This is a genomic window from Marininema halotolerans (assembly GCF_900116235.1).
Classification (GTDB): Bacteria; Bacillota; Bacilli; order Thermoactinomycetales; family DSM-45169; genus Marininema; species Marininema halotolerans.
This window is the reverse complement of sequence record NZ_FPAA01000022.1, coordinates 1-15,092: the sequence shown is the minus strand read 5'-3', so window position 1 is coordinate 15,092 and position 15,092 is coordinate 1. Positions and strand designations below refer to the sequence as shown.

Annotated in this window: 17 protein-coding genes, 2 tRNA genes and 2 pseudogenes; 11 read left to right on the top strand and 10 right to left on the bottom strand. The window is 44.6% G+C overall.

Annotation, left to right across the window (positions count from 1 at the left end; genetic code table 11):
- Nucleotides 1-318: 318 nt before the first annotated feature.
- A pseudogene (locus CHX35_RS17100) lies at nt 319-582 on the bottom strand (tyrosine-type recombinase/integrase); the annotation flags it as partial.
- Nucleotides 583-671: 89 nt separating this feature from the next.
- Here CHX35_RS17100 and CHX35_RS17935 point away from each other — a divergent pair.
- Nucleotides 672-851 (top strand): annotated as a pseudogene (locus CHX35_RS17935) (asparaginase); the annotation flags it as partial.
- Nucleotides 852-859: 8 nt separating this feature from the next.
- Here CHX35_RS17935 and CHX35_RS17095 read toward each other — a convergent pair.
- The 5 genes from CHX35_RS17095 to CHX35_RS17075 all read right to left on the bottom strand — a co-directional run bounded on the left by CHX35_RS17095 (nt 860) and on the right by CHX35_RS17075 (nt 4,649).
- Entirely contained in the window at nt 860-1,843 is a 984-nt protein-coding gene (locus CHX35_RS17095; protein ID WP_091839963.1) for a YpdA family putative bacillithiol disulfide reductase, read from the bottom strand.
- 170 nt (nt 1,844-2,013) lie between these two features.
- Nucleotides 2,014-3,294 carry a Glu/Leu/Phe/Val family dehydrogenase gene (locus CHX35_RS17090; RefSeq protein WP_091839961.1) on the bottom strand — a complete coding sequence of 427 codons (1,281 nt, stop codon included), beginning with the start codon at nt 3,292-3,294 and terminating at the stop codon, nt 2,014-2,016.
- A gap of 377 nt (nt 3,295-3,671) precedes the next feature.
- Complete coding sequence (locus CHX35_RS17085; RefSeq protein ID WP_091839959.1) at nt 3,672-4,265, bottom strand: genetic competence negative regulator; 594 nt, start codon at nt 4,263-4,265, stop codon at nt 3,672-3,674.
- Between the two features lie 211 nt (nt 4,266-4,476).
- Nucleotides 4,477-4,553: transfer RNA gene (locus tag CHX35_RS17080), tRNA-Met, on the bottom strand.
- Nucleotides 4,554-4,556: 3 nt separating this feature from the next.
- A tRNA-Ser gene (locus CHX35_RS17075) sits at nt 4,557-4,649 on the bottom strand.
- A gap of 866 nt (nt 4,650-5,515) precedes the next feature.
- Between CHX35_RS17075 and CHX35_RS17065 the strand changes: the two genes are divergently transcribed.
- On the top strand, nt 5,516-5,728 hold the full coding sequence (locus CHX35_RS17065; RefSeq protein ID WP_091839978.1) for a ferredoxin: 213 nt from the start codon (nt 5,516-5,518) through the stop codon (nt 5,726-5,728).
- A 65-nt stretch (nt 5,729-5,793) separates the two neighbouring features.
- Here the strand turns inward: CHX35_RS17065 and CHX35_RS17060 are convergent, their stop codons facing one another.
- A complete protein-coding gene (locus tag CHX35_RS17060) occupies nt 5,794-6,111 on the bottom strand; it encodes a rhodanese-like domain-containing protein (RefSeq protein WP_091839955.1) in 318 nt (105 codons plus the stop codon).
- A gap of 255 nt (nt 6,112-6,366) precedes the next feature.
- On the opposite strand from CHX35_RS17060, the gene CHX35_RS17055 reads away from it, so the two are divergent.
- From CHX35_RS17055 to CHX35_RS17030, 6 genes are all read left to right on the top strand, one after another.
- A complete protein-coding gene (locus CHX35_RS17055; protein WP_091839952.1) occupies nt 6,367-6,858 on the top strand; it encodes an inorganic diphosphatase in 492 nt (163 codons plus the stop codon).
- 187 nt (nt 6,859-7,045) lie between these two features.
- Entirely contained in the window at nt 7,046-7,999 is a 954-nt protein-coding gene (locus CHX35_RS17050) for an endonuclease/exonuclease/phosphatase family protein (protein WP_091839941.1), read from the top strand.
- Nucleotides 8,000-8,282: 283 nt separating this feature from the next.
- Nucleotides 8,283-9,236, top strand: a complete 954-nt coding sequence (locus CHX35_RS17045) for an endonuclease/exonuclease/phosphatase family protein (RefSeq protein ID WP_091839940.1) — start codon at nt 8,283-8,285, stop codon at nt 9,234-9,236.
- A gap of 286 nt (nt 9,237-9,522) precedes the next feature.
- Nucleotides 9,523-10,476 carry an endonuclease/exonuclease/phosphatase family protein gene (locus CHX35_RS17040; protein ID WP_091839935.1) on the top strand — a complete coding sequence of 318 codons (954 nt, stop codon included), beginning with the start codon at nt 9,523-9,525 and terminating at the stop codon, nt 10,474-10,476.
- A 333-nt stretch (nt 10,477-10,809) separates the two neighbouring features.
- Nucleotides 10,810-11,127, top strand: coding sequence for a hypothetical protein (locus CHX35_RS17035; RefSeq protein ID WP_091839932.1), 318 nt, complete (start codon nt 10,810-10,812; stop codon nt 11,125-11,127).
- A 65-nt stretch (nt 11,128-11,192) separates the two neighbouring features.
- Nucleotides 11,193-11,501 carry a hypothetical protein gene (locus CHX35_RS17030; protein WP_091839930.1) on the top strand — a complete coding sequence of 103 codons (309 nt, stop codon included), beginning with the start codon at nt 11,193-11,195 and terminating at the stop codon, nt 11,499-11,501.
- A 268-nt stretch (nt 11,502-11,769) separates the two neighbouring features.
- Here the strand turns inward: CHX35_RS17030 and CHX35_RS17025 are convergent, their stop codons facing one another.
- Nucleotides 11,770-11,985, bottom strand: coding sequence for a hypothetical protein (locus tag CHX35_RS17025; RefSeq protein WP_140413659.1), 216 nt, complete (start codon nt 11,983-11,985; stop codon nt 11,770-11,772).
- Between the two features lie 217 nt (nt 11,986-12,202).
- On the opposite strand from CHX35_RS17025, the gene CHX35_RS17020 reads away from it, so the two are divergent.
- Nucleotides 12,203-12,511: a hypothetical protein gene (locus CHX35_RS17020; RefSeq protein ID WP_091839928.1), complete on the top strand. Its 309-nt coding sequence runs from the start codon at nt 12,203-12,205 to the stop codon at nt 12,509-12,511.
- 246 nt (nt 12,512-12,757) lie between these two features.
- Nucleotides 12,758-13,066 (top strand): hypothetical protein, encoded by a 309-nt coding sequence (locus CHX35_RS17015; protein WP_091839927.1) that lies wholly within the window; start codon nt 12,758-12,760, stop codon nt 13,064-13,066.
- 321 nt (nt 13,067-13,387) lie between these two features.
- Here the strand turns inward: CHX35_RS17015 and CHX35_RS17010 are convergent, their stop codons facing one another.
- Entirely contained in the window at nt 13,388-13,642 is a 255-nt protein-coding gene (locus CHX35_RS17010; protein ID WP_091839926.1) for a CPCC family cysteine-rich protein, read from the bottom strand.
- Nucleotides 13,643-14,067: 425 nt separating this feature from the next.
- On the opposite strand from CHX35_RS17010, the gene CHX35_RS17005 reads away from it, so the two are divergent.
- Nucleotides 14,068-14,385: a hypothetical protein gene (locus CHX35_RS17005; RefSeq protein ID WP_091839925.1), complete on the top strand. Its 318-nt coding sequence runs from the start codon at nt 14,068-14,070 to the stop codon at nt 14,383-14,385.
- Nucleotides 14,386-14,717: 332 nt separating this feature from the next.
- Here CHX35_RS17005 and CHX35_RS17000 read toward each other — a convergent pair.
- Nucleotides 14,718-15,092, bottom strand: a 375-nt coding sequence (locus CHX35_RS17000) for an RNA-guided endonuclease TnpB family protein (RefSeq protein WP_140413658.1), incomplete at its 5' end; no start/stop codon positions are given.

Here is a 15,092-nt window from a genome sequence, read left to right as displayed (position 1 = left end):
AACCGAAATTGAAACGCTTTGTGCAAAAGTTCACCCCCTTGCACTTAATTATATACGGGGATGGACAGACTTGCGAGGGGGAAAAAACACCCCTCGCAAGTCTGTCACGCCGATTCATCCCCCACCTACTTCGTTGAGGTGGGAGTATTCTCGGCGCAATTAAGATAAAAAATACACCCGCTTTCGCGAGTGCAAAGGGATTGCGACTTGAATTCTGAAAAACTCCTTGTAAGGGCCGTTTTAAGATTGATTTAATTTGGTATTACAAAATACGCTATCGTTGTGTGATCAGGCGCTGGTTAGCGCTGAGAGCGCGTTCTATATACCAATACTGTTCAACGGGTTAAATTTATCGTTATTTTCCTTGAGTGCATTCCCCCACAAGACAAGGTATTTTTCCGTCATTTTTAACTGACTATGGCGCAACAATTTTTGAAGGGTAAATACATCTCCACCGCTCATAAGGAAGCGATGAGCGAAGGTATGGCGGAAGGTATGCGCTGAGAGACATACATCCGTGAAATTAAGGGTTGTTTTAAGCCGTTTAAATATACCTTTCAATGCGCCAGTAGTCATCTCCTTCGCGAGTCACAAATTCTTATCCAAAACGTTAAAAAGCCTTATATGGCACTATTTGATGGACGGTACTGGATCGAGCCTTCGGTCTTTTAAATGGCTTTGTCGAAGATACCTATGGATACAAAGGAGGCGGGAGTCATCTGAAAAAGCTCGGGCTAATTTTCTCCAATGGGTTAAATGGACAAAAAGCTCGCATTCTCCTCCTCGCTGCCCTTCAACAAAGTACAGATCCTAAAGAGCTTCAACAACTATTTCAACGTTCTTCTAAATAACCGAACGACTATCTTGCCGCTCCTTGTTTAATGTGAGCGGCAATTTTTTGTCCATGAAAACGTCCATTCTCAATAAAAATCGCATTCGCATTCGTACCGGCTGCAATCACCCCTGCAATGAAAAGGCCCGACACCTGTGTCTCCATTGTCTCTGGATCATGAATGGGAGCCCCTGCCTCTGAATCGATTTCTACCCCTAAATTGGATAAAAACTCCGTATTGGGATGGTAACCGGTCATCGCAAAAACGGCATCATTTTTCAAGGTGAAAAGCTCACCCTCCTTTTCCAGAACCACTTCGCCCTCACGTATTTCGCGAATATGAGTGCTCCAATGCATGGATATCCAACCTTTTTTCAGTGCACTTTCAATCACCGGACGAACCCATGGTTTTACACTGTCTGTGAATGCTTCCTGCCGATATACCATGGTTACATTGGCACCCGCTTGGTGTAAATCCATTGCTGCATCGACGGCGGAGTTTTTCCCGCCCACGACGATAACATCAAGTCCGGCGTAGGGGTGGGATTCATTGTAATAATGACTCACTTTAGGTAAATCCTCTCCTGGGATACCCAACAAATTAGGATTATCATAATACCCGGTCGCGATCACCAAGCGAGTGGTTTCATAGACATACTCTTGACCGTTTTTTTGTTGAGTATGAAGGATAAACCAATCTCCTTCACGATGAACCTTTTTTACTTCCTCATAGGTATGAACATCCAAACCCGCCGCCTTCACCACTGCACGATAATACTTTAGCGCCTCACTACGCATGGGTTTTTCCCCACCGGTTACAAAAGGCAATCCCCCTATTTCTAATAGCTCCGGTGTACTGAAAAACTGCATAAACGAAGGGTATCCGTAAATGGAGTTAACAACACATCCCTTATCGATGACAAGAGGATTGAATCCCCTTTGTTTGGCTTCAATGGCAGTTGATAAACCACAAGGTCCTGCTCCGATGATGATCAGGTCGTGAGTCGTCACAAATCATGCTCCTCTCAAATGGGTTACCAAGATTTAAGAACAAAAAGACACCCTCATCAGCGCAGGGTGTCCCACTCTAAAGCCTTATCCCCGCTTTCCCCTTTATCATGGGCAGAGATGCGAACTTCATCCAGCTAACTATGCATGTTATAAAAAAACGGTTATGAACCTTATACCCAACCACGGAAACGGGAAGCTTCCGCCATTTTTCGAACACCTACCATATAGGCAGCTAAACGCATATCCACCTTGCGCGTTTGGGAGGTACGGTATACATTTTCAAAGGATTTTACCATGATTTCCTCTAACTTTGCTTCCACTTCTTCTTCTGACCAGTAGTACCCTTGGTTATTTTGCACCCACTCAAAATAGGATACAGTCACACCACCTGCACTTGCTAATACGTCCGGAACCAATAGGACACCTCGCTCGGATAAAATCCGGGTTGCATCCAGCGTTGTCGGACCATTTGCCGCTTCCACAACAATTTTGGCTTTGATTTTATGCGCATTGGCTGCCGTAATCTGATTTTCTACCGCCGCAGGAACAAGAATATCACAATCCAACTCTAATAATTCCTGATTTGAAATCGTTTCTTTAAAGAGATTGGTCACCGTTCCAAAAGAATCGCGTCGATCCAGCAAGTAATCAATATCCAATCCCTCATCATCATGAAGTGCACCATAAGCATCCGAGATGCCAATTACTTTTGCACCAGAGTCACTCATAAATTTCGCCAAGAAGCTTCCCGCGTTCCCAAACCCTTGAATAACGACACGAGCCCCGTTTAAAGAGATATCCCTCTTTTTTGCAGCTTCTCGAACCATCAAGGTAACCCCTTTAGCCGTGGCAGTTTCCCGTCCACGAGAGCCTCCAAGAACAAGCGGCTTACCCGTAATAAAACCAGGTGAGTCAAACTCACGAATTCGACTGTATTCATCCATCATCCAAGCCATAATTTGTGAGTTTGTAAACACATCAGGCGCTGGAATATCTTTTGTAGGACCAACAATTTGACTAATGGCCCGTACATAACCTCGAGAGAGCCGTTCTAATTCACGGAAAGACATTTGTCTCGGGTCACAAATAATGCCTCCCTTACCCCCTCCATAAGGAAGGTCCACAATACCTGCCTTTAGGCTCATCCAAATTGAAAGCGCCTTCACTTCACTCTCTGTCACGTCCGGATGAAAACGCACTCCACCCTTCGTTGGCCCGACTGCATCATTATGTTGTGCCCGATACCCGGTAAAAACCTTTACTGTTCCATCGTCCATACGAATCGGAATCCTCACATGCATCACTCGAAGAGGTTCCTTCAATAGTTCAAATACTTGTTCTGGATAACCCAGCTTATCCAATGCCTTTTTAATTACCGTTTGGGTAGAAACTAGAACATCTAGGTTTTCCCCAGTTTTTGCCCGGCTGGAATCATCGGACTGTTGTGCCATTCCTGACCACCTCAAAAAAGTTAGTTCCCAATAAATCCACCAATCAGTATACACCACCCGTCAACAGGAGAACACCCATTTTCATCGCTTGTTTAAAACAGATAATTTTCAGTGACCTTCATGTATAAAGAAGCATACCCTCGTTGCGCTTATTATAATAAATGAACCTCTCCCACTTAACCAGTAGGAATAGGGTGTTCCTTACCACCAAAAATCTCCTGTGTGAAGGGAATTTCTTCTGTGATAAGGCATTCTATTAAATAGTCAGACAAGGGAGGGGGTAAGAACACCCCTCCCTTGTCTGACACGCAAATCATCTCATCGACTGCGTAGGTATTTAAAAAGACCGCGCCAATCCGACGCGATCCTTTATACCATTAGGAGAACCAATGAAGAATCCCTTGAATCCCATCCTTCTCCCAAATTGTTTTTCCGTATTCCTCTAACACATGCTCAGTCATCGTAGACGCTTCACCATATTCGCTTAATATAGCAATTCCCTGTTGTAGAACTTTTAGTTCCATCTCCGTGTCGAGTACCAGGAAATAGCGATCGCGATAGGCATATACCCGTCCACCCTTCGGAATCAAAGTCGATATACTCTTCGTTGCTTGGACGAGGTCTTCAAAATCATTGAACTGGAATGTTACCTGATCACTTTCTTCTAAAGTCACTTCCAGCTCATACATTTCATCGCCATCCAACTCTTCCAAGTCCGAAGCACTCGGCGTGCGTCCTCGGGTGACGACGACCACCATTCCCTGAGCAGGAAGGGCAAAAACTTCCACCGCGACGGGACCAGAAATTTCAAATCGTAGTTCTTCATAAGCTTGATCCATCATATCGTTAAAGAGTTCATGCACCTTTGGAATGTCCCGCCACATATCTTCTTTCTCAATTCCCCGCTCTAAAAGATCATCTAGGGACAGAAAGAAGCGGATCTTATCTCTGCTGAGTCGCTCGACACGCATGGTTTACCCTCCCTTGCTGGAGACCCGCACATTACAGCGTATGAAGGTACAAGCATAATCGTTACGCACCCGGGTCCCCTTTTTTCTTGCTTTTCTAGTCCCATCATACACGAAGTACTCGTCCTTTGCATCCGCCACCCTAAATGCCTTAGAAATAAAAAAGAACCCCGGTAGCCACATGGCCGGGTTTTTTCTTTTAGGGAAATAACGGTGGTAGCGGCGGAGGGTCTCGAACCCCCAACCTCACGGGTATGAACCGTACGCTCTAACCAGTTGAGCTACGCCGCCATATGGCGGAGAGGGAGGGATTCGAACCCTCGAGACGGAGGTAACCGCCTACACGATTTCCAATCGTGCTCCTTCGGCCAGCTCGGACACCTCTCCATAAAACAGATACCTCCATATAGTAAAGGAGTGAATTAATCCTTGTCAAGAATTTTCTTTAATACAACAGGGGTCTTCTTCTTCCTCCATCCACTCCTTCGAATCCTACGTTGTAGGGATCGATACATCCAAATTTCCCTAAGCACAAAGATAAGAATCATCCCTTTTCCATAGATTGACCATTCATAAAAGAGTGCCCCCAGCACCCCTGTTGCAAAAAAACTTGGCCAACAATTTTTTCTACGGAGGGGATCCCAAAAAGGCAGGGGAAGTTCGAAAAAACGAGCGAATCCTCGTATCATGACCCGTGAACCTAAGAATGCCCCACAAAGCAAGAAGAGGATAGAAGATATCGATTCAAATGTTAGCATTCTCCACCAAATCCAAGGCGAACCCTGCCCTTCCATAGCGGAAAAACAAAGCATTGACAGGAGGGAAAAAAATCCAGCCAAAATTACCTGCCACCACATTTTTACCATGCTACACTTCCCTCCCTTCTTCCTTTATACAACTTATTGACGAGCACCCACTTTCACTCCCTTTCTTTCCTTAAAAATAATCACTTCCTTCACACCATCCCATAACCTATTAAAAACACATCCTCCATCATTAATTAGGAATTGCTTTTATTTCTTCAAAACACTCCCCTACTATCCATCGATTGCCCATGAATGCTCGTTATCATCGGATAAATGGTTGGGGATTTAATTTCTAGTGATTTACGGTATACACAAAGTGAGAAACACCGCTGATTATTAACCACTTACAACAAGGAACTCTTGCACAAAGTAGAAAACCAGTCTACAATGAGGGGTGAAAAAGGCTTCGTTATCGGATTTTTATTGGAGGAAGGGGAATTTATAACCATGCGTACTTGGGTGGATAAAGATACATGCATCGCTTGCGGCGCTTGTGGTGCTTGCGCGCCAGATGTTTATGATTATGATGAAGATGGCATTGCTTTTGTCATCCTCGATGATAATGCGGGTACAGCCATCATCCCAGAAGAGTTTCATGATGATGTCCAGGATGCCATGGAAGGATGTCCAACAGACTCGATCAAAGTCGTTGAAGATTAAACAAACTTTGCTGGATTAATAAAACTGCCGTTCCGATTGGAACGGCAGTTTTATGGTAAACATCGCTATTTTGGGCGTACATCTTCTTCATCAAGGTGTAAGCTCACCTCAGCAAGCCCCCCCTCGACATTGATCACGCGAGTATAGCCTTGTTGTAAAAGGTGATGTGTCGCATGTGCACTTCGCACACCATGGGCACAAAGAACATAGATCGTTTGCTCCCGGTTCAGTCGATCCAATTGGTAAGGCAACGTCTGTAACGGAATTAAAATAGCCTCATGAAGACGATACATCTCCCACTCTTTTTCTTCGCGAACATCGACTAAAAGAGCATCTTTTAACTCCCCTTGTTGATACTTCTCTGCAAATTCTTTTGCTTCCATGGATCCGCCTCCTTCTCTCAATCGATTCCTTCCCTATCCCAGCCAGTATTAGGAGGATTCAACGAGGAATGAATCATGCTTCGATGCCCACTGTATTCCTCTGACAAACATCCATCTATGCCTGCTCCGGGTAGTAGACTCCTGCATATTGTACCATGATAGCATTATACACATTGATTCCTTGACCAAAAGAGACTACAATGAGATGTGGAAAAGCCCTTCGGCTTCATACATATGCCCTTAAGGAGGTACCCCATGTCTGAAAAACAACTGATCGTGGATGCGTTTATTGAAATCCCTACGGGGAGCCAAAACAAGTATGAGTATGATAAAGAGAATGGAGTTTTCCGTCTCGACCGTGTTCTCTTTTCTCCCATGCACTACCCAACTGAATATGGTTACCTTGAAAACACCTTAGCTGAAGATGGGGATCCTCTCGATATTCTCGTATTGACTACCTTCCCAACCTTCCCTGGTTGTGTGATTGAATCCCGTGTCATTGGAGTCCTAATGATGTCCGATGATAAGGGGAACGACGAGAAACTACTTGCTGTACCTACTGAAGATCCTCGTTGGAAGGGTATCGAAAGCCTTGATGATGTAGCGCCTCATATTCTGAAGGAGATCGAACATTTCTTCCGAGTATATAAGGATCTCGAAAATAAAGAAACGAACATTATCGGTTGGAAGGGCGTCGATGAAGCTGCTCGTCTCTATGATGAGAGCCTTGCCCGATATAAAGGATAAAACAACCGTCTTTAAACCCAGTCATCCATCTTGGATGACTGGGTTTTTGTTTCAATACGGATCCCTCGTTGACATTTGCCGTTACACGAAATCACTTTGAACCATACATTGTAATCTACCAATATTACTTGATAGATCCACTGATCAATCATTGGTATTCTACAATAGAAAGAAGGTCCATGTTTTTATGGCAGTAATCAACGGCAACCTCAAGGTGGTTACTTGGAATGTCTATGAAGGTGCTTCATTATTACCACTGGTCACCCGCAACCCAAACGTGCTACTAAGGAGAACCGTCCGTGTATTTCGACAATTCCTCGCAACCGATTTTAATGCTCGGGCCACTGCAATGGCTACGATCTTACAACGGGTACAACCGGACATCATCGGCCTGCAGGGGATGTCCATCTGGACGTTAACCCCTCCTCCTGGTAGTCGCGCCCCTTCCGTCACCTATAACTTCTTCACTATCCTCCAACAAAAGTTACAAGCGTTAGGGTTAAATTACAACATCATTGCTCGAAACACTAACTACTCTGATACGTTACCAGGAGCTACCGGTTACACCTATGGACTGAGTGATTTTAATGTCATCTTTGCCCGGTCCGGTTTTACAGGGAGGCTCTCCAACATTCAAGAACGAAACTTCAAAGTAAATAATGTCTATCAAGTGGGAGGCAGACCGTTTCCAGTCGTTCTGGGATGGTCCTCTGTTGATATCACCTATAGAGGTAGTACCTTTCGTGTAGTCAACACCCATTTACCTCCTTTCGCTCCAATAGTGCGGACAGCGAACACGACCGAATTACTACAAGAACCTTTAAACACCAATCTCCCCACAATCCTCATGGGATTTTTCAATATTAACGCAAACAATAATCCCCTCAATTATCGCCGATATGTGAATGCCGGCTTTACCGATGCATGGACAGCAAATCGCCGAACTCCCGGCAATACTTGCTGTAATAATTACGACCTCCTCAATGTCAGTTCACAACTCACCCGACGCGATGCTTTCTTTTTCTACCGCAATGGCTTTACTTCCAACCGCATCTTCCGCTTAGGGGTCTTGCAACGGAGTCGCACCCCTGGTGCACTTTGGCCTTCTCGCTTTGCGGGCCTTTACGCAACCTTCCAATAACCGATCAGCCTCCTCACCCTTTTTCATAACCCAGTGAAATAGACTGGGTTTTTTAACGTCCTTAGGTCCACGAATTTGCTTAAGTCGTCATATCGTTTCTACCTTTCTAATTCATTGTCGTATGCCTAATTGTTCATCATACGTGTCAAAAAACTCTCTAGTAATCACTTGCCGTTACCAGGGTGTCCTCCTTTTCATAACATAGAATCTATCATCATTAATTGGTATCCGTTATCCATTAATGACCGATAGAAACATCTCGATTTGGGAAGAAGGTTTTAGTATGGCAATAACCAATCGGCCCCTCAAAGTTATCACTTGGAATGTATATGAGGGCGCTGCTTTACTCCCATTAATCACCCGTAACCAGAATGCTGTGAGGCAAAGAACCGTTCGCGTATTTCGTCAATTTCTTGCAACAGATTTTAATGCACGGGCAACGTCGATGTCAAAAATCTTCCAGCGCTTGCAACCCGACATCATCGGTCTACAAGAGATGTCCATTTGGACGTTAACGCCTCCCCCAGGTAGCCGTGCTCCTTCCGTCACATATAACTTCCTTACCATCCTCCAAGAAAAATTAAGGGCGGCAGGACTTAATTATCGCGTAGTAGCTCGAAACAATAACTACTCAGATACCTTGCCTGGAGCTACCGGTTACACCTATGGACTGAGTGATTTTGACGTTATTTTGGCACGTTCAGATTTTTCTGGCACCTTCTCTAGCATTCAACAACGTAACTTCAACGTGAACGACACGTACATCGTGGGTGGAAGGCCCTTTTCTTTAGTACTCGGCTGGTCCTCTGTCAATGTTACCTTCGCTGGCGGTACCTTTCGCATCGTAAACACCCATTTACCTCCCATTGATCCACGCATACGGACAGCCAACACCACGGAGTTACTACGAGGGCCTCTCAACACCAGCCTGCCTACCCTCCTGATGGGATTCTTCAATCTCAACGCAAACAACAATACCCTCAATTATCGCCGATTCATTAACGCTGGATTTACGGATGCATGGACAGCCAATCGGCGCATTCCAGGCAATGACTGTTGTCGGGACACGGATCTGCTTAATGTGAGCCCTCGACTAACTCGTCGCGACGCTCTCTTTCTCTACCGGAATGGGTTTACCTCCAATCGAATCTTCCGCTTAGGCGTCTCGCAGCGGAGCCGGACTCCTGGTGCCCTCTGGCCTTCTCGCTATGCAGGCCTTTACGCAACCTTCCAATAAGCGATAGTTTGTCCTTTACCCAGTGAGCAAACATAGACACACTGGGCTTTTTCACGTTCCTACGATTCCTCAAACACTGATTTATTCATATAAAATCTAGCCTACCCCTCCTATTTTGTTCACCCATGACAATCATGCAAAAATTAGCCATATGACATACCGCCGTTACCAGGAATCCTATCTTTGCATAACATAGAATCTATCATCACTTAATAGGTAGACTTTCCCTTCAGCTATCTATTAATGCACCGATAGGTTCACCTCTATTTAGAAGGAAGGTTTTAACATGGCAGTAACCAACGCACCCCTCAAAGTTATCACTTGGAATGTATATGAGGGCGCTTCTTTACTCCCATTAATCTCCCGTAACGAAAATGTTTTACGGCGGAGAACGGTTCGCGTATTTCGTCAATTTCTTGCGACCAATTTTAATGCGCGGGCAACGTCAATGGCAAAAATTTTCCAGCGCTTGCAACCCGACATCATCGGTCTACAAGAAATGTCCATTTGGTCGTTAACGCCTCCCCCAGGTAGCCGTGCTCCTTCCGTCACGTATAACTTCCTTACCATCCTTCAAGAAAAATTACGGGCGGCAGGGCTTAATTATCGCGTAGTGGCTCGAAACAACAACTTCTCGGGTGTAATGCTAGGAGCCACTGGTTACACCTATGGGCTCAGTGATTTTGATGTCATTTTGGCACGATCTAATTTTTCAGGCACGTTTTCTAACATTCAACAACGGAACTTCACCGTGAACTCTACGTTCCTTGTGGGTGGAAGGCCATTCCCTTTGACTCTCGGCTGGTCCTCCGCCGATGTTACCTTCGCTGGCGGAACTTTCCGAGTGGTAAACACCCACTTTCCTCCCTTTTCTCCCCTCGTACGAGCGGCCAACACGACTGAGTTACTACGAGGGCCTCTCAACACCAGCCTGCCTACCCTCCTAATGGGATACTTCAATGTCAACGCCAACAACAATACCCTCAATTATCGCCGATTCATTAACGCTGGATTTACAGATGCATGGACTGCGAATCGGCGCATTCCAGGCAATGACTGTTGTCATGACACGGATTTACTCAATGTGAGCCCGCGGCTCACTCGTCGCGACACGCTCTTTCTCTATCGGAATGGGTTTACCTCCAATCGTGTCTTCCGTTTAGGGGTTCTACAGCGGAGCCGGACCCCTGGTGCTCTCTGGCCTTCACGGTTTGCAGGTCTTTACGCAACCTTCCAATAACACGCCCCTCCAACCCATTCTTTTTGTTTACCCAGTGAAAAAGCAATACACTGGGTTTTTTATTGGATTCTATCAGGAATCCAAACCCTTCCTTACCCTATCTGTGCCTCTAAAATCTGTTCTATCGGCAAGGATGATCAACCATGAACCTGTTGGCGGATCTCTTAGACTTCGATTATAAAGGAAACTTATGAGGACTTATGAGCATGCATACACACCAAAAATAGGAATCGGAATATGATAACTAGTAAAGGGAAAGAACCAACTCCATACTAGATTCCTAGCGTGGACTCTACCTTTCCTTTGATTACGCAAGGATCGGGGTGAAATTCATTGGCGAAAGAAGTTCTTCTTGCCAACGCTACACGCCCTCGACCCGGGGCAGCAACCTATGAAATGGTCGTTTTTTATAGAACACCCAACCAAAGTAAAGTGGTACGAAAAAGAGTGGTTCGACCGGGACAAACCAAATCGGTCCCGTTACCCAATTCCGCTACAGATATTGCGATTACCGTTGCTAGAAGACCCGGGGCAGCACCGCCACTCCCAGGCTTTGACGTTGTATCCGAGACCTTGTTGCCTCGGGCTGGTAATGTCAATATCATCGCAGGCCCTGAGCGGCTCATCGTCGATAAACCCTTGACCAGCTAAGGCAAAAAGAACACCCTGCTTAATGACTAAAGCTAGCCAGCTAGCATTCTTTGGAGGTGAAATCATTGGCGAAAGCAATTATACTTGCGAATCTATCAAGACCCATCGCGGGGGCATCCACCTTTGAAATGGTGGTTCTATATCGAAGAGCAGACCGAAGCCGGGTAGTGAAATCAAGAATTGTTCAACCAGGACAAAGGAAATCGATTTTACTACCCAACACAGCTACCGACGTAGCCATTACCGTTGCTAGAAGACAAGCTACACCCAATGCGGCATTTAGAGTCGTATCCGAGACCCTTCTCCCTACGGCTGACAATGTGAATATTATCGGACGTCCCCAACGATTGATTGTCGATAAGCCCTTAACATGACGCGAATGAACCATCAACCTCCAATAAAAATTTGGAGGTTGTTTTTTAATATAGGCGATCGCAACAACGACTCGATGAGATAGAGCCTAAAATAACCATGTACCTTCTTATGCACACACCATAGTACCGCTTGTACCATATAATAAACGATCAAAGGAATCGGACGCTGCTTTCCCTTTCCTTTGGTGAACCATTAATAGGAGCTGAATGCATTGGCGCGAGTTCGTTTCGCAAACCGAAACAGCGTCCCCTTTCGGGTTGTTGTGTTTTACAGAACGGCAAACAACAATTCAGTTGTTAGATCGAGAACCGTTCGGGTTGGACAAGTCAGGTTAATTCCATTGCCAAACTCAGCAACGGCGGTATCGATTACCGTTGCTGCAAGACAAAGTCCTGCACCTGCACCTGCCTTTCGGGTTGTTTCAGAAACATTGCTAGCAACCGCTGGAAATGTGAACATTACCGCTACTCCTGAGCGGCTCACCGTAACCAAACCCCTATCACCCTGATACAATGAGAAAACCTTTAACAACCTCCAACATCAGTTGGAGGTTGTTTTGCAATGGATCATTTACCCCGATTATCCACACACGCCAAAATCGATCACTGAGCATAGCATATTCTTATCAAGAGAAAGAAAGATTCTCGCTTGCTAGCGGTTCAACTTTTCTCTTGATGAAATCTAGCAGGAGTTGAATGAATTGGCGAAAAAACCAATTACTATACGCAATGTGGCTAAGAAACCCAGGGCTGACTACCGATTGGTTGTCTTGTACAGAAATGCAAATAACACGGCAACGGTGCAAAGCAAAGTGGTCGCTCCAGGAAAAACCAAAGTCATCCTCGTTCCAAATACCGCTACCAATGTCTCCATTACCGTTGCAAAGAGAAGCAGGAAAGCACTAGCCGCCTTTGGTGTCGTCTCTGAAACCCTTTTGCCTAAAGCTGGCGCGGTGAATATTATCGCACGCCCTCAGCGGCTCATCGTTGGTAAACCTCTACCTGGTTAAGTGATCATCTATCATTTAAATACCCCTCCACTCAAGTGGTGGGTATTTTTATCATGAACAATTCCTTTACTTTGGTTTGATTCCTAGCAACGGAGCCACCCAAAAATAAGAAAGACAATCATTCACACAAGCCATTCTGCTATCTTCTGTATAAGATAGTGTAGATCAATCGTGAAAGAGTCTCCTCTCCGATGACGAGATTGGCTCCACTCTTTTGATAAATGATTTTTTAGGAGTTGAATTTTTTTGGCAGAAATTCGCTTTCTCAGCCGGAACCGTACGAACACGTTCCGATTAGTTGTGATATATCGAACACCCGAAGGCAACTTAATCCTGCAAACTCAAGAGATTCCTCCCCTTAAAGCCAGAGTAATGGCAATACCCGAATCTTCTACAACCATTTCCATCACGGTTGCAAGAGTTGTCGTGCAAGCTTCCCAAGATAAAGCCCTATTTAATATCGAATCACAGACCCTATTAGCTACTGCCGGAACTGTCAATATTGTTGCTGCTCCAAAACGGATCATCGTTGACAAACCTCTTTTGAGAGCTTAACAAACTCCTACTATATTCATTATCTTCTATACAAGATTTGCTGAGATCATATATTAAAGGCACCTTAAGAGAAGAGGAAGTTTGATAAGTGGTTTTCAAGCAATTCGATGTATTTATACTGTCCCACTTTCAAATTGCTGATTTATTTATTCAAGTCGATCTTGAACCATCCCCCCATTTCTTAAGGTGGGGGTTTTCATGTGCACTCTTGTTTAATACAACCCACAGATCATTATTCAATCACACCTCTTTCATAATATATAAGCACACGCTCCAAGAGTACACGGAGCGTGTGCTTATACTTCTTTTATTTTGAGAGAATTAACGTGGGGGTATTTCTTCAGGTAGTGGTTTGCGAACATGTTTAATCAAACCAATCGACATGGCACCTATGCGTACAAAGTTTGCACGTGCCTGTTCCAAACTCTCTACATTTGCCCCACCTGCTACGGTAGGATTTTCCCGCTGTATTGGATCATCTTCCCAGAAGCAGACATCACAGATTTCATATTCGCCTAAGGAATCTTCATCAAATGTTAAATAACCACAACATGGACATGGACTACGTTCAAACATTGATAGCCCCCCTTGGCATAAATAGAGTTCTTCATCTGCTACGATTCTAACCGTCTCGCCCCTTCGCAATAATCATACTTTTTTATTTATTATATACTGTTACGACTTTTTTTAAAATATGTAAATAGGTGCACGTAAACAAAATGAAAACTTAACCTTTTCCATTACTAGGAATCCAAAGACAATATCCTTATAAAGATAGTTTCAATAACGCTCTTTTGCAAATTGCTTGAATCACTCTTTTAATTAACCATACTCTATTAAGAAAAAGGATATTAAAGAGGGAATTTAACACTCATCAGCAAATACCTACACCAAAAATAGGATTCGGAATATCATAATAAGCAAAGGATAGAATCCATCGCACTAGTTTGCTAGAGGTGGCTCTATCTTTCCTTTGATTAAAACAATCGGAGTTGAATCCTTTGGGAAAACAAGCGGTTCTTTTCAACGCTGCGCCTGCCAAACCTGGGGCAGCAACCTATGAAATGGTAGTTCTTTACAGAACACCCATCCGAAGTAGGGTTGTAAAGACGAGAATCATTCAACCGGGACAAACTAAATCGATTTCGTTCCCCAATACGGCTACCGACATTGCCATTACGGTTGCTAGAAGACAAGCTACCCCTCCACCACTTCCCGGTTTCAGTATTGTATCAGAAACCTTATTGCCCAGAGCTGGAAATGTCAATATTGTCGCACGCCCTGAGCGTCTCATTGTTGATAAACCCTTAAACAGTTAATGATCAGTTAAAAAGGAAAGCGATGCGATGCGCTTTCCTTTTCTTTGATCTAACACTTTGGGGTAGAAGCAGTTCAGTCCTCCTTGGAAATGGTGGCCAGAAGACGCTTGTGTGTAGTGTATGAATCTTAAAAAACGTTATACGAAATTAAAAGAGGAGATCGATTCTTATTCCTAGACAAAGGGTTAAGCCTTACCTATTAAGTTAGGATTACGATCGAGCAACCCTGTGCCATATTGTTTCTCCAGTGTTGAACCTCCCCCACCTACGCTAACGCTAAGAGGTGGGGGATTCTTGGAAGCTCCCATCGACTGACAGGATCAAATCCAAGCTTAAACCGTCGTCCCAACGGCAAGTAATCGAAGTCCTTCTTGCAAAATGTTCTTCGATGCATTGATGTCTCGATCATGATGGGAGTGGCACGTAGGACATGTCCATTCTCGTAGGTTGAGGTTTTTTACGTTCTTATTGCGGTTGCCACAGGAAGAGCATAGCTGACTGGAAGGGAACTGTTTCCCCACCTTCACCACGTTTCGTCCATGCCATTCTGCCTTGTAGGTGAGCATGGCAACAAACTCCGACCAGGATGCATCCGTGATCGATTTGGCTAACTTGTGATTCTTTACCATGTTCTTGACACCAAGGTCTTCGATGCAGATCGTTTGGTTTTCACGAATCAGCTTCGAAGACAGTTTATGGAGAAAGTC